The sequence below is a fragment of the Kitasatospora sp. NPDC023120 genome (genome assembly GCF_055560835.1).
This window is the reverse complement of record NZ_JBVHHY010000007.1, coordinates 1-16,983: the sequence shown is the minus strand read 5'-3', so window position 1 is coordinate 16,983 and position 16,983 is coordinate 1. Positions and strand designations below refer to the sequence as shown.

Sequence of the window (16,983 nt, the reverse complement as noted above, 5' to 3'; positions counted from 1 at the left end):
GCTCTGGCCTACAGCGCTACCGAGGCTTCGCACAAACGGACGAGCCTTCCCACCGCGTCGTCGATCTCGCAGGCGCACCTGGCCAGCGCCGCGGAGGGCCTCCCCCGGGGGTCCGCGACGTCGTCCGCCTCCGGCGGGACCGGGGCCGCGTGCCCCCGACGGGCGGCGGCGGCTGCGACCACGGCGGCGAAATCCCTGCCGCCCTCCGGCTGTCGCCCGTCCCCGTCGGCTTCCCCGCCGGCGAGCCGCACGAACTCCTTCAGGGTGAAGCAGCGCCGCATCGCCGAGGGCGCGAGCCGTACGGCCGCCTCGCGGTGCTCGCGGGCAAGCCCGAGCACCAGCGCCGATCCCAGGACGAGCCGGGCGGTGAGCGGGCGCGAGACGAAGCCTGAGCCTTCGCCGCCCAGCCGCTCCAGCACCGCCCGGGTGGAGTGCTCCATGGCCGGGCGGGGCCAGGTCTGCGTGCCGGCGCTCTCCGGCCGCACGGCCGAGCCACGCGGCAGCCGGGCGGCCAGCAGCCGCTCGGCGAGCGCCGAGCGGTGCACGTTGCCGGTGCAGATGAACAGGACCCGGATCATCCCTCGCCGTCGCCCCCACCGGTCACGGCTGGCACGGCCGCCTCCTCGTGCGGGACCGACGGCCGGGGGGCGGGCAGCTCACCGTAGTTCCGGTTGCCGTACCGGTCACCCTTGGGAACCGGCGCCATGCTGAAGACGGTGCCGATGACGCGTACGCCCACCCGCTCCAGCGTTTCCGCGGCGGTGCGCACCTGGTCCCGCCTGGTCCTGGCAGCGCGGACGACGAGCAGCGTGCCCTGAGCGAGCGAGGCGAGTCCCACGGTGTCGGCGACCGGCAGCAGCGGCGCGGTGTCGATGATCACCATCTCGTACATGGCCGCCACCTCCTTCAGTACCTCTTCCATGCGCGCCGAGGCGAGCAGCTCCGTGGGGTTCGGCGGTACCGCGCCGCTGGCCAGCACCGACAGGCCGCCCGCGACCTGCTGCATCACGTCGGTGATGCGGGCCTGCCCGATGAGCACGGTGGTCAGGCCCGCGTCCTGGACGAGACCGAAGGTCGGGGCCACGCACGGACGGCGCAGGTCCGCGTCCACCAGGCAGGTGGAGACGCCCGCCTCTGCCAGCGAGAGGGCGAGATTCACCGCGGTGCTGGTCTTGCCCTCTCCCAGCACCGAACTCGTCACCACGATGATCCGCGGCGGGTCGTCGACCTGCGAGAACCGCAGATTGGTGCGCAGCTTGCGGAAGGCCTCGGCGCGCCGGGAGTGCCTGTCGGCGCTGGCGAGCGGCTGCTTGAGGGTGTTCCTGTCGTACGGGATGGTGCCGAGGCCCGGCAGCTCGGTGAACTCGCCCAGCGCCTCGATCGTCTTGAGTGTGGTGTCGAGCGTCTCGCGCAACGCGACGACGCCGGCGCCGAGCAGCAGGCCCCCGAGCACGCCCGCGGCCAGGTTCAGCAGCGGCCGGGGCGAGACCGGGGCCGCGGGGGCGACGGCCTCCTGGGTGACACGGAGGGAGACCGGGGAGGTCTCCACGCTGCCTTCGGAGCCGGGCACGCGCTTGGGCGTCTCCAGCTGCTCGACGACCGCGATGAACCGCTCCGCCACGGCATTGGCGATCAGTGCCGCCCGCTGGGGCGCGGCGTCCTGGACGGTGATGTCGATGAGCACCGTGTTGAGCGGGGCCCGGGCGGTGATCCGGGACGCCAGCTCCTCCGGCGTGGTGCGCAGTCCCAGCCGCTCCACCACCGGCACGGTCACCTGCCGGGTCGTCACGATCTCGGCGTACGACTGCACCCGCGCTTGCGAGAAAGTCTGACCCTCGTTCAGCTGGGCGGTGTTCTCCCCGGCGCGGGTCGCCACGAAGAGCTGGGTTCTGGCCTCATAGACGGCGGTGCTCAAACTCGTCGCGGCGAGCGCCGTCCCGACCGCGACCACCAGACAGACGGCGACGGTCGGCCAGCGTCGGGCAAGAGCCTTCAGGAAGCCGTGGAGATCCAAGCTGCACCCCTCATCGAACCGAGGAAACCACCCGGATTGGGATGTTTTGTTCCCTGTGGACGCAGCGACCATAGAGACCCGCACGCGTCCAGCGGGGGAGCCACCCCCATACCGCGCCGCCGTGGGGACAACCGCTAGTCCATCCGGTGCCTTCTCGGCCGTGTCACGGCGAAGAAGGCCGAATATCCGACTTTTTCCCTCCAGCCCGATCTCGACGGCCCGACATCGCCGCCTGGCCCGGACCGCCCAGACGGCGAGGCGCGCCGGCACGGGCTGCCGTGCTCGCCGGCGTGCCGCCGGCAGGCGCGGACGTCAACACGGCGTACGACGCCCGGCCCGTCCTTCGCCGCGCGCTCGGGTACGCCCCGCCCGCCGCTGAAGCCGGGCAGCGCATGCGGCACGCCCACCAGGGGCACCGCTCAGAGCCCTATCGGGTGACAGATCCCCACGGCTCAGCGTCGCACCCCGCTCGGCCCGGAGCGGCCATGCACACTCGACAGAGCCTTTTGATCACGTTTGGAGGGCGAATGTGGCTGTTCGGGGATACTCTTCCCCAGCTACCAACGGCACGAGAGCCGTGGAGTCGGGTCGTCGACGAACAGCCACCGGCCGGACGCGGCACCGGCAAGCCCCTCTGGTACGTGCCGGCCGCCGTCCTCGGTGACGCGGTCGGCGCCCTCGTGCCGGCCTACCTGGCCTTCGTCCTGGCCGGCGGCGCGCAGGCACTGACCCGTGCGGCGGTGGTGGCCGTGGCCTGGCCGCTCGTGCGCGCCGCGCGGGACCGCTACGCCGAACACCGTCTCGGTGAGGGCGGCGTCCTGCGTCCCGCGCTGCACGACTGGCTGGTCATGGTCGGCGTGCTCGCGGTGGTACGGGCGGCGACGGGCGAGGACTCCCCGTTCCTCCTCGCGCTCGCCGTCCTGATGCCCTCCGTGCCGACGAGCGCCGTCGTGCACACACTGATCCACCGGCATCTGATCGCCCGGCGCCGTGACGGCCGAGCCGTACACCGGGCCCTGGTGATCGGGGAGGCGGACGCCGTCGACGGCCTGGTCGACCACCTCGCGCGGCGGACCGAGCACGAGTTCGTCGTCGTCGGCGTGTGCCCGATCGGCGATCAGGACCCGCAGACGCTGGCCCCGGTCGCCGCCCGCCTGGACCGGCAGCAGCCCCCGCGCATGACGGCCGACTCGGCACCGGTGCTGGAGGCGGCCCGGCGGCTCGGCGTGGACGCGGTCCTCGTCGTACCGGGACCCCACATGAGCGGAACTCGCCTGCGCCGGCTGTCCTGGGCCCTGCACGGCGAAGGCCGTCGGCTCGTGCTCGTACCGGGCCTGACCGAGGTGTCCCGACGCCGGGTGGGCGTCATCTCCGTGGCCGGGCTCACCATGCTGAACGTCACCCCGCCCCTGCGGCGCGGGCCCGCTGCGGCGGTGAAGTCGGTGACCGACCGGCTGGGCGCCGCGCTGCTGATCGTGCTGCTGGCCCCGGTGTTCGCGGCGGTGGCCGTGGTCGTACGTCTGGACTCCCCGGGACCCGTCATGCACCGGCAGACCCGGGTCGGACGCGGCGGGGCGCCGTTCACCATGATGAAGTTCCGCACCATGGTCGCCGACGCGGAACGCCTGCGGCAGCAGCTGGCCTCCACCAGCGAACACGGCGGCCGGATGTTCAAGATCCGCCGTGATCCGCGCATCACCCGCGCCGGCCGCCTGCTGCGCCGCTGCTCGCTGGACGAACTGCCCCAGCTGTTCAACGTGGTGCGCGGCGAGATGTCCCTGGTCGGCCCGCGTCCGCCGCTGCCCGACGAGGTCGCCCACTACGACGAGGTGGAACTGCGGAGACTCGCCGTCAAGCCGGGTCTCACCGGCCCGTGGCAGGTCAGCGGGCGCTCGAACCTGTCGTGGGACCAGACGGTCGCCCTGGACCTCGGATACGTGGACAACTGGTCGCCGTCGGTGGACCTCGCAGTGCTGGTGCGGACGGTGCGGGCCGTCATCGCGGGCACCGGGGCGTACTGAGGGGAGGGCCGATGCCGTCGAGAGTCGCCCCCGTCCCCCCGGTACCGCCGGACCGCCCCGTCCGGTTCGCTGCCGATGTGCTCGTCCTGGCCGACCGGCTGTTCCAGTGGGCTGACGCCCGCACCTGGGCGGGCCCCGACCCGTACGACGGGCTCACCGGACCGCTGGGACGGCTGGCCGTGCACCGTGTGCTCCGTCAGGCGCTCCTACAGACCGTCAAACGCAGCCCCGCCGACCTGCGACCCGCCCTCGGTATCCGCCCGCTGCGCACCGCCACGGCCACCGGATGCGCGGCCGGTGCCTGCGCCCGGCTCTCCGCGTCCCCGGTGTGGCACGAGCGCGCCCTGCGCCTGGGCCGGTGGACGGCCGCAGAGCAGCTGTCCGGGCGCTACGCCGGGCTGTGGCGCTACGAGTTCGACGTGCAGACCCGCTGGGCGTACTACCCGGCCTGCGTCCCCAACCTGGTGGCCACCACCTTCTGCGCGGACGGCTGCCTGGACAGCGGGACCCTCGGTGACGAGGGCGTGGGCAGGCTCGCCCGCGGGCTGCTGGAACACCTGCACAACGGCGAGTTCTTCACCTACACCCCGACCAGCGGCGTCCTGGTCCACAACGCCAACCTCATGGGCGCCGCGCTCGCCGCCCGCCTGGCCCGCACCACGCCCCTGCCCGCCGCCCTCGCGGACCGGCTGGCCGAGGCGGCCCGCCGGGCGGTCGAGGTGAGCCTGGCGGGCCAGCGCCCCGACGGCTCGTGGCCGTACGGCCCGGGACCGCGCCTGGACTGGGTGGACGGCTTCCACACCGGATACGTGCTGCTGCGCCTCGACCAGGCCGCGACGCTGCTCGGCATGGACGTGCGGGCCGCGCTCGAACGCGGGGCGGACCACTATCTGCGGCACCTCTTCGACGGCCCTCTTCCCCGCTACTTCGCGGACGCCCGGACCCGACGGGACCCGAACAACGACGCCACGGCGGTGCGGATGGCGGCGTGGGCGGCCGAACGCGGCCTCACCGGCACCGACTTCGCCGGCGAGGTGCTGGCGGCGGTCGTGGGCCGCTATCCCGGCCTCGGCACCGGCATGACCTCGCGGAGGAATCGGGCCCTGTGGGAGTCACCCCGCTGGAGCGCCGCCCCCCTCCTGGACGCACTGACCGCCCTGCACACCGTGCTGCCGGGCGGTTAGCGCGCGGTCGCCCCGGCGGGGCGGTCGACGGCGACCGCCTCTTGGCACACAAGGACGTCCGGCGTCCGCCCGCAGCCGCCCGCCAGCGCTGCTGACACCGGCCGGCGAGGTCCGGACGACCGCTCCCCCGGAGCCGCCTGACGCCCCCCGCACGCCGTCCCGCCGAGGCGGACCACACCCCCGCCCGCCCCCGGTCAGCCGACCACGGACGGCTCTAAACCCGACAGGGCCTCCGCCGCCCGCCCCGCACCGCCCGCCACGTACCGCTCCCACCACACGGCCGCGCACAGCAGCCCGAACACGGCGAGTCCCCGGTCACGCCGGCCGTGCACATGGTCGGCGACGAGACGGTCCGCCGCGCACCGGTCGAAGAGGTCGTCGAACAGCGGGGAGCGCCGTACCTCCCTCCACAGCCGGTCCCCGTGCTCGCGCAACAACGACCGTACCGGCGCCCCGAACCCCGTCTTGGGGCGCCGGGCGACGAACTCCGGCACGCCGGCGGCCACCGCGGCCGCGCGGAAGCGCGCCTTGCCGTCCCCCATCCGCAGCTGCTCCTCCACTGCGGCGCCGAGAGCGGTGGCCACCACCGGCTCTCCCAGGAACGGGACCCGCAGTTCGACGCTCGCGTGCATCGACGCGCGGTCGCCGTACAGCAGGTTCAGCCCCGGCAGGAACAGCCGCCGGTCGCACTCCGCCAGCGCCGCCAGAGGTGTCCCACCCGCATCCAGCACGCCGCCCGCCACCTCACGGTGCTGCTCGGTGACCTCGTCCAGGCCCACGCACGGCGACAGCGTCGCCCACTCCTGTCGGGAGTAGTACGCCTGCGTCGCCCACGCCCAGTCACGGGGGCCGAGCTGGAGCAGCCGCCCGAACTTGTCCACGCGGCCCCGGTAACGCCGGGGCGCCGGGACCAGGGTGGCGGCGCCGAGGGTCGGTCGCGTCCAGGCGGGAAGCTGTTGCAGCAGCAGTACGGCCTGGTAGCGCTCGTAGCCCAGGAACAGCTCCTCGACGCCCAGTCCCGACAGCAGTACGGTCGCCTTGCCGCGGGCGGCGCGGGACAACTGCATGAGGGCGACAGCGGCGGGGTCCCCGAACGGCACCTCCATGGCGGTCACCAGCTCGGGGATCCGGCGCAGCACGTCGACGTCCAGGTCGACCCAGGTCAGCGGCAGGCCCAGGTGGTCGGCGACCCGGGCGGCGTAGGGTGCGTCGTCCTCGAAGGGCTCGGTGCCGGCCACCGCCGTGCGCGACCTGGCGGCGAAGGCGGGTCCGGTGAATCCCTCCCTGAGGAGTTCCACGCCCAGCCAGGTGCTGTCCAGACCTCCGCTGAGCAGCAGTCCCACCTTCACATCGGCCCGCACCTGGCGCGCGACCGACTCACGGACGGCGGCGCCGATGTCCGTGGCGGGAGCGAGGGCGGGAGCGCGCCACCAGGTCGACGCCTCGTCGTACCCGGGCGCGCGCCGGGACAGCACCGTCCCGGCCGGTACGGCACGCACGCGCTGCCATCCGGTCCGCGGCGGCGGCGTCCACAGGAACATGGCACCCTTCGCCACGGCGACCGGGTCGGCGTCCCCGGTCAGCCCGGCGACCCGCAGCGGTTCGATCTCGCTGGCAAGCGCGGCCATGCGCCCCGCCGCGTCCGACGCCGCGTACAGCGGCTTGACGCCCAGCCGGTCACGTCCGTAGCGCACCTCTCCGTCGGGCAGGACGAGTGCGAAGGCGAACATGCCGTCCACCTGGTCGAGCAGCCGGGGTGCGTCCGGTTGCAGCAGCAGTTCGTAGAGGACCTCGGTGTCGCCCTCGGTCGTGAACCTCACGTTCCGCCTGCGCAGCAGCTCGCGCAGGTGCGGCGCGTTGTAGACCTCGCCGTTGTAGACCAGCACGCCCCGCTCGGGCGAGCCGAAGGGCTGGTCGCTCCTCGGGGCGACGTCCACGACGGCCAGCCGGCGGAAGTGCAGCACGGCCCGCCAGCCGGGGCCGGCGAGGGCGCGGTGGCCGCTGGCGTCCGGGCCGCGGTGGGCCAGCGCCGCGCACGGGTCCGGCGCCGACTGCGACCGGTTCCGCGCGGCCCCGTTCAGCAGGACGAGGAAGCCGCACATCACAGCACCTCCGCGACAGCCGGGCCGTCCGTCGGCCCGCCCGCGCCGGCCCCGGCGTCAGTGCCGGCGGCGGGCAGCTGCGGGCGCCCAAGGGCCCTGGCCAGGGCCGGTGTGGCAGGGGCGCAGTCGAGCGGCCGGTCCTCCGTGAGCGAGCGGGCCGCACGACAGGTGACGAGGGAACTCTCCAGCGCCGAGGCGAAGCCGGCGGCGGCAGCGGTGCCGGGGGCGAGCGTCTCCCCGCGGACCAGCCGGACGAGGGTGCGCATCTCCGCCGCATGCCCCTTGGGCGCGCCCCGGTACGTGGTCGTCTGCGGCCTGCCTCCCTTCCACACGGTGAGCGTGCGGAAGTCGTCGATCCTGGCCGCCACCCCGTCGCCGGCCACCTCCAGGAGTTCCTTGGGCGCGCCGGGCGGTGTGAGCCCCCCGTACACGACGGACGCGGACGAGCCGTCGTCGTACGCGATCTGGAGGGTGACGCTCTGCGCGGTGGCGGGGTCCGCGGCGTCCACGCCGAGGGCCCGCACCCGGACCGGCCGCCCGGGCACCAGGAAGCCGGCGGTGTCGATGAAGTGGCACACCTCGCCGAGCAGACGGCCGCCCTGTTCGGGGTGGAAGTACCAGTGGTCGGCCGGGAGGCGACCCGCGAACACCCGGTAGACGACCTGGAGCGGTGCTTTGGCGGGCAGCGCGGCCCGCAGGTCCGCGACCGCGGGCGCGAACCGCCGGTTGAACCCGGCCATCGCCGGGGCGCCGGAGGCCGACCACGCCTGGGCGACATCCTCCAGTTCCGCCTCCGTCAGGGCCACCGGCTTCTCGCAGTACAGGGCCCTGCCTCCGCGCAGCACCCGGGCGGCGTACCGGCCGTGGCTGTCGTGGCGGCTGAGCACCATCACGCAGTCCGCCTCGCCCGAGGCCAGACCGGCGTCGACGCTGTCCGCGACCTGGCCGAACCCCCACCGCCGGCCCTGGTGCGCGGCGGACGGCCCGCGTGCGCCGGCGACCCAGGAGAACGTGACACCGGCTCCGCGCTTCAGCTCGGGAAAGAGCGTCCGCGTCGCGAAGTTGCCCGCGCCGATGGCCGCGATCCGCGGCGTGCCGCGCGGGGCGGTCCAGGTGCGGGGCGCGGTCCGCGGGGCCGGCGGCAACGGCAGCTGTGCGGTGCCGGGGTAGCGCAGCAGCAGGGCGACGCTGCGTCCGCCGGGCGACGCCTTGAGCGCCTCGTAGGCGTCGGCCGCGTCCTCCAGGGCGAAGACCCGCGGCTTGAGGCCGGCGAAGTCCAGGGCGCCTGTCTCCAGCAACCGCAGCACCTCGGCCAGGTTGCGCCGTTCCGTCCACGGCACATAGCCCTCGGGGTAGGGCTGGCCGCCCTCTTCGAAGCGGGGGTCGTAGCGGCCGGGGCCGTAGGACCGAGCGTAACGGACCGTCAGTTCCTTGTGGTAGTAGGACGACCGCGGTGGCGCGACGCCCACGTCACCGACGACCACCACGGTGGCACGGTCACGGGCGAGACGGCCGGCGAACTCGACGGGGTCGGAGCTGGGCGTGGCCGCGGTGATGAGCACGGCGTCCGCGCCGGCGCCCGCCCAGCGCCGCAGCACCAGGCCGGGCAGGCCGTCCGCCTCCCGTGGGAAGGCGGCGAGCCCGGCTGACTCGGCGAGCGTCACCATGGCCGGGTCGGGGTCGATGCCCACCGCGTCGTAGCCGTAGGCCCGCAGCAGCCGGAGCGTGATCTGGCCGAGCAGGCCGAGCCCGATGACGGCGGTCCTGGAACCGGGCACCACCTCGGCCTGGTGGATGCCCTGGAGCGCGATGGCGCCGACCGTGGCGAAGGCGGCCCACCGGGTGTCCACCCCGTCCGGCACCGGCACCACGAGGTTGTGGGGCACCGCGACGATCTCCGCGTGCGATGCGTAACGGGCCCCGGCGGCGGCCACCCGCATTCCCGCACGGATGTCGTCGACGCCCTCCCCCGTCCGCAGCACCGTCCCCGCACAGGAGTAGCCGAGCTGCACCGGCTGGTCCAGACGGTCCCTGACGGTCCGGTAGGTGTTCGCGAGCCCCGCCCGCTTCACGCTGTCGATCACCTGGGCCACCTGGTCGGGCCGCTGCCGCGCCTTGCCGATCAGGCCCTTGGCGCCGGTGGAGACGGTCGCCCGCTCCGTACCCGCGCTGATGAGCGACCAGTCGTTGCGGATGACCACTGTCCCGGCGGCCACCTCGGGGGCGGGAACGTCCGCCACCGTGATGGAACCGGTGCGCGGCGACAGGAGCACTGTCTTCACTTTCCTGCCTTTACGGGGAGGGAGTTACGGCCACGGGCGAACCGTAGGGCGCAGGGTCCTTGATTCACGCGCGAAATAGGCCAGACGGCGCAATATGCCCACACGGCCGGGTGAACGCGCGCCCACATTCACGGGCGCGGTCACGCGAGACCGATTCGCTGGAGCCGCCACCGTCCGGCGCCCTCGGCTAAGGAGACTCGGGTGAAACGACTGATGGTCGTGTACGGAACGAGACCGGAGGCCATCAAGATGGCCCCCGTCATCGAGGCACTCCACCGGTCCGCCATGTTCCGGCCGACGGTGACGGTGACCGGCCAGCATCGCGAACTGCTCGACCCGGTGCACACGTTGTTCGGCATCGACGCCGATCACGACCTGGACATCCTCACCCCCGGCCAGTCCCTGGAGGACATCACCGTCCGCGTCCTGGACGGGCTGTGCCCGCTGCTCCGGGAGGAACCCCCGGACGCAGTGCTGGTACAGGGCGACACCACGACCGCGTTCGCCGGGGCCCTCGCCGCCTTCTACCACCACGTCCCGGTGGCCCACCTGGAGGCGGGCCTGCGGACCGACGACCGGTACGCGCCCTTCCCCGAGGAGGTCAACCGCAGGATCACCACCCAGTTGGCGTCCCTGCACCTCGCACCCACCCCGCACGCGCGCAACAACCTGCTGCGCGAAGGCGTCGCCCCGTCGTCCGTCGTGGTCACGGGAAACACGGTCATCGACGCCCTGCACGGGGCCGTCGGGCGCGGGACGCGCTTCGACGACCCGGCGCTGGCCGACCTCGACGACACCGCCCGCCGGGTCCTGCTGGTGACGGCCCACCGCCGGGAGTCGTGGGGGCGTGCGATGGAGGCCGTCGGCGGCGCCCTCGCCGACCTGGCCCGCAGTGAGCCGGACTTGCTCATCGTGCTGCCGCTGCACCCCAACCCTTCAGTACGCGCGGCGATCCTGCCGCACGTGGAGCGCCTGGAGAACGTACGGCTGACTCAGCCGCTCGGCTACGGCGTCTTCGCCCGGCTGATGGACCGCGCGTACCTGATCCTCACCGACAGCGGCGGCATCCAGGAGGAGGCGCCGGGCCTCGGCAAGCCGGTGCTGGTCATGCGGGACACCACGGAACGGCCCGAGGCCCTGCGGGCGGGCACATCACGGCTGGTGGGCACCGACCGGGAGCGCATCGTGAAGGAGGTGCGGCGGCTGCTGCACGACCGGGCGGCGTACGCCGCGATGGCCACGGCCGTCAACCCCTTCGGCGACGGGCGCGCGGCGGACCGTACCGTGCGCGCGATCGGCCACTGGCTGGGGCTGTGCGAGCGCCCCGCGGAGTTCGGCGGCACCGGGTCAGTGCCAGAACCCGCGGGTGTCGAACACGGCCTTGCCCCGCAGCGCGGTCCGTTTCACGCCGCGGAAGGCGTCGTGGTCCACGAGCAGTACGACGACGTCCGCGTCGCGCACGGCGGTGGCGACGTCGACGAGTTCGGCCCCGCCCGCGCGTGCCAGTGACTCCGGCAGTTCCCGGATGTGGGGCTCCACCACCAGCAGCCGGCCGGCCCGCCGCTCGTCCAGTTCGGTGACGATCTGCAGGGCGGGGCTCTCGCGCAGGTCGTCGATGTTCGCCTTGAAGGCCAGGCCGAGGCAGGCGATCACCGGGTCCTTGAACCGCCCGGCGGTGTCGAGCACCTCGGCGAGCACGTGATCCGGCCGCCCGTCGTTGACCTCGCGGGCGAGCCGGACGAGCCGCGCCTGCCGGGGCGCGGCGGAGACGATGAACCAGGGGTCCACGGCGATGCAGTGCCCGCCGACCCCCGGCCCGGGGCGCAGGATGTCCACGCGGGGATGCCGGTTGGCCAGGTCGATGACGTCCTGCGCGTCGATGCCGAGCTGGTCGCAGATCATGGCCAGCTCATTGGCGAAGGCGATGTTGACGTCACGGAAGGCGTTCTCGCCGAGTTTGGCCATCTCCGCGGTCGTGGCGTCGGTGAGCAGGCACTCGCCCTTGGTGAACACCTCGTACAGAGCGCGTGCCCGCTCGGCGCAGCCCTCGCCGACCCCACCGACGACCCGGTCGTTGGTCACGATCTCGGTCATCGTCCGACCCGGCAGGACACGTTCGGGACAGTGTGCCACCCGTACGTCGGGCGTACCCGCGCTCTCGTGCGGAAACGTCAGATCGGGCCGGTGTTCGCCGAGCCACCGGGACAGCTCCACGGTGGTCCCGGGCGGCGAGGTCGACTCCAGGATGACGAGATCACCCTCCTTGAGCACCTGGGCCACCGAGGCGGCGGCGGCGCGCACGTACGACAGGTCCGCCGTGCGGTCGTCCTGGAGCGGGGTGGGCACGGCGATGACGAAGGCGTCGGCGGGCTCGGGCTTTGTGGTCGCCCGCAACCGCGCCGTGGCGACCGCCCCGTTCACCGCCACGGCGAGGTCGGGCTCGACGAAGGGGACGCGGCCGGCGTTGACGAGGTCGACGGTGGCGGGGTTGACGTCGACACCGATGACGTCGATCCCCTTGGTGGCGATGGCGGCGGCGGTGGGCAGGCCGATGTAGCCAAGGCCGATGACGCAGACGGTGGAGAACACCGGGCGATTTCCTTTCCGGATGTGCCGGGGTGAACCGGGCCGAGGGCGTGACGGAGAGCAGGACGGCCCGCACAGATTGGACCGGCAGGGCACGCATCGGCCGACAAGCGCGCCGCGCGGACGGCAAACTCACCGGTTCCCCTGAACCGGTGGCCGGCACGCCGTCCGGTCCCGACGAGGGATTTTCCGGGCCGAGCGCCGTGTCACCCTCGGCACACCGCCTTGTTCGGTGTAGCACTACGGCAGGGACACACATGTCGATGACGGGAATCGGAGGCGGTGCGGTGGGCTTCCGTGCCTTTCCGCGTGTGCGGATGGTGGTGCCGACCAACGGCGAACGCCCGGGCTATCTCGAAGAATGCCTGGCCTCGATCGGACAGCAGGACGAGCCCGTGGACCTGGTCATCGTCGGACCTGCCGGAGCCGCTCCCCTCCTTCGCCAGGCGGCGAAACGGCACGGCTGCCGCTTCCTCGTCGAGGAGCGGCGGGGGCTCAGCAACGCGATCAACCAGGGCTGGCACGGGGCCGGCACGGAGTTTCTGGCATGGCTCGGCGACGACGACCTGCTCACCGAGGGAAGCCTGGCCGCCGCGCAGGGGGAACTCGACCGGACCCCTGCCGCCAGCATGGTGTACGGCCAGGTCGGAGTGATCGACTCGGTCGGACGCGCCCTCTACACGATGCGGCCGGGCACGTTCGCCTCCTGGTTCTTCCAGTACGGCCAGAACTGGGTGGGCCAGCCCGGGTCCCTCTACCGCCGCGAGGCGGTGCGGCGGGTGGGCCCGCTCGATCCCACCCTGCGCTACGCGATGGACTTCGATCTCCATCTGCGTCTGCGCCGCAGCGGACGGATGGCCTACCTGCCGCGGCAGCTCGGGTGCTTCCGTGTCCACGCCACGTCGCTGACGGCGAGCAACCCCGACCCACAGGACGAGGGACGGCGCGTCATGCGCCGTTACCTCGGCCCGAAGGCCCGCCGCTCGGAGGACCGTTGGTGGCCGGTCGCACGCTGCGTCAGCCGGGGGTGGGCCGCCTTCACGAAAATCGCCGGCCGGTAACGACCGTCATTGGAATACGGTCTCTGCTACGTTTCCCGCATGACCAATTCTGCAACAATGCCGAGAAAAGCAACGCCGAACAGTGTTGCCCAGGCGTTGCTGAAATGCGCGACAGCGGCACACAACGGCTCCTTCGGTCGTCGAGTCATCGAATCCTCCGCCCGGTTCACTCGTCGGTTCTGGTCGGAGCACGGCGATCCGCTCGTCACCTGCCGAATCGCGGGACGGGACATCGTGATGCCCTTGTCACATGACCTGCCCATCATTCTCTCCGCATCACCGCACTATTCGCAGAACCTGGCACGCCTGACCGCGATGTCGGCAGCGGCGCGTCGGGACCTCACGATCGTGGACATCGGTGCGAACATCGGCGACACCGCTGTTCTCATGCGGGCAGCGGCGACGGCGCCGATCCTCTGTGTGGAGGGTGATGAGCTTTTCCTCGGCCTCCTTCGCCGGAACGTGGAGCACCTGCGCGACGTCGAGATCGAGGAGGCGTATGTGGCCACCGACGACGACACCGACCGCATGCACACCGTCGTACGGCAAGCGGGTACCGCCGCGCTGGTCCCTCCGGCGTCGGGTCCGAAGCCGGCCCGCCCGCTGCGGTCTTTGCCGACCATCCTGGGTTCACACGCGCGCTTCTCGTCTCCGGGCCTGGTGAAGATCGACACGGACGGGGCGGATCCGCGCATCATCGTGGCGAACAGGGAATTGCTCGCTCGTGCGCGTCCTGTCGTCTTCTTCGAGTTCGCTCCCCTGTGGGCCGCCAGAACAGGGGACGACAACCCCTACCGCGCCATCACGGCGCTCGCCGAGGCCGGGTACGAAGGGGCCCTCGTCTACGCCAACACCGGCGAACTCCTGCTCGTCACGCGGATCGCCGAGCCGCACGTGTGGGAGGACCTCGGTCGCTACACCTTGACCCACGGAAACGGCTCGTACTACGACATCGCGGCCTTCCACCGCGACGATGCCGAGCTCTTCGAGCAGGCCAGTGCGGCGGAGCGGACCTTCTTCGACGGCATGGCCGCCGCTTCCCGCTGATCCACGCCAGCGGGAAGCCCGCCGGCCACGGTCGCGGTCGTCACACGGGCGACCGCGACCGTGACCGTCAGACCCCGAAGGCCGCGGCGATCGGCACGTCCCTGCGCTCGTCCACGACGTGCACGGTGAGATCGCGCATCGCCCGCAGCACCTGCTCGTGGTCGTCGCCCGTGTACGTCAGCTCGCCGTCCGGACCGCGAGCGGTCCGGATGCGCGAGCGCACGAAGGCGGCCCCCGGGGTCAGGTTCCAGAGGCCTCCGGCGACGTCCTCGCGCACGAAGAACGCGTTGACGCCGTTGCTGCCGACGCCCACGAGGCGGTAGCCCAGTCGGGCCGCGAGATGATGGAGGGCCGCCAGGGACGCACCGAAGTACGAGCCGGTGTGGTGCGCTGCCAACGCCGTGAAATCGGGGCGGTAGGGAACGGTCACCGCCCTTTCGGAGCCGAAGGCACTGTTGTATTCGACGACGACGATCCACGGGGATACCGCGGAGATCTCCCGCCACACCCAGTAGTCGACCCCGTCGATGTCGATCGAGAGCACGCCGACTTCACCCTTGATCCCGGTCTTCAGGATCAGCTCGTCGACGTTCTCCGCGGTGACGAACGCCGAGACCGGTGAGATGCTCCAGCGCCATGCCATTCCGCTGCGTCTCAGGAAGTCGATGTGCGCGGTTCCGCCGTTGAAAATCGCACCGCGCCAGTTGTCCTTCATGGCCAGGAACCGAGTGTTCGCCTCGGAGTAGTCACCGACCCCGATCTCGACGAAGACCTCGGGCGGGGAGAGCCGGGACACGAGGAACTGGAGGATTCCGTCCTCGCCCCCTTGTGAGAACACCTTGAACTCCGCGTCCCGAAGGTGCCGCGGATCCGGCAGCAGACTCGCCAGCCGGCTCTCCATGACTCCCATCGAGAAGCGCAGTTCGTCGATCCTGGCTTGAACTCCTCGATCGACGACCCTTTGAGCCAGACCCATGACAGCCTTTTTCAGCACTCGGGGACCGTATCAAGGAGACCCGGCGATGCACCCCTCGGCGGGCACGGCGGCATTTCACCGCCCCCGAGTTTCGCTCGTTCGAAGTAGCCGGACGTACGAGGCGTAGGTGCTGCGGACCCCGTCCAGCAGGGAAATCTCGGGCTTCCATCCCAGCGCCGTGATCCGGGAGATGTCCAGGACCTTGCGCGGCGTCCCGTCCGGTTGAAGCGGATCCCATTCGACCGCGCCTTCGTACCCGACGACGGACGCCACCATCTCGGCGAGTTCGCGGATGGTGAGGTCTTCCCCGGTCCCGACGTTCACGGGCGCGTCCCCGTCGTATCGTTCGAGGAGGACCAGGCAGGCCCGTGCGAGGTCGTCGACATGGAGGAATTCCCGGCGCGGGGTGCCGGTGCCCCAGTTGACGACCTTCCGCGCTCCTTCGGCGTAGGCCTCATGGAACCTCCTGATCAGCGACGGCAGTACATGCGAGCGCTCGGGATGGAAGTTGTCACCCGGGCCGTAGAGGTTCGTCGGCATGGCGCAGATCCACGGCAGGCCGTGCTGTCTGCGTACGGCCCTCACCTGCATGATGCCCGCGATCTTGGCGATCGCGTAGGCCTCGTTGGTCTCCTCCAGGGGCCCGGTCAGCAGGGACTCCTCCCGGATGGGCTGGGCGGCCTGTCTCGGGTAGATGCAACTGGAGCCGAGGAAGAGCAACCGCTCGACGCCGTGCCGCAAGGCGGCGTCCATGACGTTGACCTGGATCCGCAGGTTGTCCGATACGAACTCGGTGGGCTGGGTCGCGTTGGCCCTGATCCCTCCGACCCGTGCGGCGGCCAGGACGACCGCGTGCGGCCGGTGCCGCGAGAACCAGTCGAAGACCGCCGGGCGGTTCCTCAGGTCCAGCTCCGTCGAGTCGGGTCCGAGTAGTGCGCAAAATCCCGCGGCGCTCAGTCGTCTCCACACCGCGGAGCCCACGAGTCCCCGGCGTCCGGCGACGAAGATCCGGTCCGAGCGCTCCAGTGGACGGTGGGGCGCGGCGGCCGGCGCCCCGATGATGGTCGTGTTCATGAGACTCCTGGAAACCGTTCAGGCAGGCCGAAGGGCCGTGTCGGGTGACGGGTCACGTCCCCTCAACCTAGTACGGTTTTCCACGAAGAGGACACAACGCAACATTTCCCCTGAACGCTCGTCGCCCTGCCCTAATCTGGCATGCCGTCAGGGGACCTTCGCCGGAAGGCGCACTCGGCGGCACCGGATTTCGAGGTCTACGCCCAGTAGGGAGTGCGTGGTGGCAGTCAAGAAGGCGCTCATCACCGGCATCGGTGGCCAGGACGGTTCCTATCTCGCTGAGTTGCTGCTGGAGAAGGGGTACGAGGTCCACGGCACCGCCCGCCGGGTGCCGGACTTCGTCCGCCGACGGGACGACAGGCAGGGGACGGACCGGCCGTTCCTGCACTACGGCGATCTGACCGACGGCACGCGGCTGGTGGGCCTGCTGCAAGAGGTGCGGCCCGACGAGGTCTACCACCTGGCCGCCCAGTCCCACGTCCGCGTCTCCTTCGACGAGCCGGAGTTCACCGGCAACACCACCGGACTGGGCACCGTCCGTCTGCTCGAAGCCATCCGCAACGCCGGCCTCGCCTGCCGCTTCTACCAGGCCTCCAGCTCCGAGATGTTCGGCGCCACACCCCCACCCCAGCACGA

At 72.0% G+C, this 16,983-nt stretch carries 12 protein-coding genes and 1 pseudogene; 6 read left to right on the top strand and 7 right to left on the bottom strand.

Annotated elements, in window-relative coordinates; genetic code table 11:
* Positions 1-8 precede the first annotated feature (8 nt).
* Both ACZ3TI_RS12075 and ACZ3TI_RS12070 read right to left on the bottom strand, forming a co-directional pair.
* Positions 9-578: an arsenate reductase/protein-tyrosine-phosphatase family protein gene (locus tag ACZ3TI_RS12075; protein WP_465726089.1), complete on the bottom strand. Its 570-nt coding sequence runs from the start codon at positions 576-578 to the stop codon at positions 9-11.
* On the bottom strand, positions 575-2,014 hold the full coding sequence (locus ACZ3TI_RS12070; protein WP_465726087.1) for a tyrosine-protein kinase domain-containing protein: 1,440 nt from the start codon (positions 2,012-2,014) through the stop codon (positions 575-577). The genes ACZ3TI_RS12075 and ACZ3TI_RS12070 overlap by 4 nt, the downstream gene beginning before the upstream one ends.
* Positions 2,015-2,655: 641 nt before the next feature.
* On the opposite strand from ACZ3TI_RS12070, the gene ACZ3TI_RS12065 reads away from it, so the two are divergent.
* A complete protein-coding gene (locus ACZ3TI_RS12065) occupies positions 2,656-4,035 on the top strand; it encodes a sugar transferase (RefSeq protein WP_465726085.1) in 1,380 nt (459 codons plus the stop codon).
* A gap of 11 nt (positions 4,036-4,046) precedes the next feature.
* Positions 4,047-5,219, top strand: a complete 1,173-nt coding sequence (locus tag ACZ3TI_RS12060; RefSeq protein WP_465726083.1) for a hypothetical protein — start codon at positions 4,047-4,049, stop codon at positions 5,217-5,219.
* Between the two features lie 194 nt (positions 5,220-5,413).
* On the opposite strand, the gene asnB is transcribed toward ACZ3TI_RS12060, so the two are convergent.
* Positions 5,414-7,321 carry an asparagine synthase (glutamine-hydrolyzing) gene (gene asnB / locus ACZ3TI_RS12055; RefSeq protein WP_465726081.1) on the bottom strand — a complete coding sequence of 636 codons (1,908 nt, stop codon included), beginning with the start codon at positions 7,319-7,321 and terminating at the stop codon, positions 5,414-5,416.
* Positions 7,321-9,603 carry a bi-domain-containing oxidoreductase gene (locus ACZ3TI_RS12050; RefSeq protein WP_465726079.1) on the bottom strand — a complete coding sequence of 761 codons (2,283 nt, stop codon included), beginning with the start codon at positions 9,601-9,603 and terminating at the stop codon, positions 7,321-7,323. The genes asnB and ACZ3TI_RS12050 overlap by 1 nt, the downstream gene beginning before the upstream one ends.
* A 201-nt stretch (positions 9,604-9,804) precedes the next feature.
* Here ACZ3TI_RS12050 and wecB point away from each other — a divergent pair, with 201 nt between their 5' ends.
* Positions 9,805-11,112, top strand: coding sequence for a non-hydrolyzing UDP-N-acetylglucosamine 2-epimerase (gene wecB / locus ACZ3TI_RS12045; RefSeq protein WP_465726077.1), 1,308 nt, complete (start codon positions 9,805-9,807; stop codon positions 11,110-11,112).
* Here the strand turns inward: wecB and wecC are convergent.
* Positions 11,017-12,192, bottom strand: a pseudogene (wecC, locus tag ACZ3TI_RS12040) (UDP-N-acetyl-D-mannosamine dehydrogenase); the annotation flags it as partial. The gene wecB and the pseudogene wecC sit on opposite strands and share 96 nt — an antisense overlap.
* Positions 12,193-12,446: 254 nt before the next feature.
* Here wecC and ACZ3TI_RS12035 point away from each other — a divergent pair.
* Together ACZ3TI_RS12035 and ACZ3TI_RS12030 are read left to right on the top strand one after the other, a co-directional pair.
* A complete protein-coding gene (locus ACZ3TI_RS12035) occupies positions 12,447-13,250 on the top strand; it encodes a glycosyltransferase (protein WP_465726075.1) in 804 nt (267 codons plus the stop codon).
* A 39-nt stretch (positions 13,251-13,289) separates the two neighbouring features.
* Positions 13,290-14,297 (top strand): FkbM family methyltransferase, encoded by a 1,008-nt coding sequence (locus ACZ3TI_RS12030; protein WP_465726073.1) that lies wholly within the window; start codon positions 13,290-13,292, stop codon positions 14,295-14,297.
* Positions 14,298-14,364: 67 nt separating this feature from the next.
* Here ACZ3TI_RS12030 and ACZ3TI_RS12025 read toward each other — a convergent pair whose 3' ends face one another.
* Positions 14,365-15,291 carry a hypothetical protein gene (locus ACZ3TI_RS12025; RefSeq protein WP_465726071.1) on the bottom strand — a complete coding sequence of 309 codons (927 nt, stop codon included), beginning with the start codon at positions 15,289-15,291 and terminating at the stop codon, positions 14,365-14,367.
* A gap of 57 nt (positions 15,292-15,348) precedes the next feature.
* Positions 15,349-16,347, bottom strand: a complete 999-nt coding sequence (locus tag ACZ3TI_RS12020; RefSeq protein ID WP_465726069.1) for a GDP-L-fucose synthase family protein — start codon at positions 16,345-16,347, stop codon at positions 15,349-15,351.
* A gap of 220 nt (positions 16,348-16,567) precedes the next feature.
* Here ACZ3TI_RS12020 and ACZ3TI_RS12015 point away from each other — a divergent pair.
* The coding region (locus ACZ3TI_RS12015) for a GDP-mannose 4,6-dehydratase (RefSeq protein WP_465726067.1) at positions 16,568-16,983 on the top strand (416 nt) is incomplete at its 3' end.

Excerpts from the sequence above, each read along its gene's own strand:
- ACZ3TI_RS12030 (WP_465726073.1), top strand. The coding sequence starts at position 13,290 with ATGACCAATTCTGCAACAATGCCGAGAAAAGCAACGCCGAACAGTGTT.
- asnB (WP_465726081.1), bottom strand. The coding sequence starts at position 7,321 with ATGTGCGGCTTCCTCGTCCTGCTGAACGGGGCCGCGCGGAACCGGTCG.
- ACZ3TI_RS12020 (WP_465726069.1), bottom strand. The coding sequence starts at position 16,347 with ATGAACACGACCATCATCGGGGCGCCGGCCGCCGCGCCCCACCGTCCA.
- ACZ3TI_RS12075 (WP_465726089.1), bottom strand. The coding sequence starts at position 578 with ATGATCCGGGTCCTGTTCATCTGCACCGGCAACGTGCACCGCTCGGCG.
- ACZ3TI_RS12035 (WP_465726075.1), top strand. The coding sequence starts at position 12,447 with ATGTCGATGACGGGAATCGGAGGCGGTGCGGTGGGCTTCCGTGCCTTT.
- ACZ3TI_RS12060 (WP_465726083.1), top strand. The coding sequence starts at position 4,047 with ATGCCGTCGAGAGTCGCCCCCGTCCCCCCGGTACCGCCGGACCGCCCC.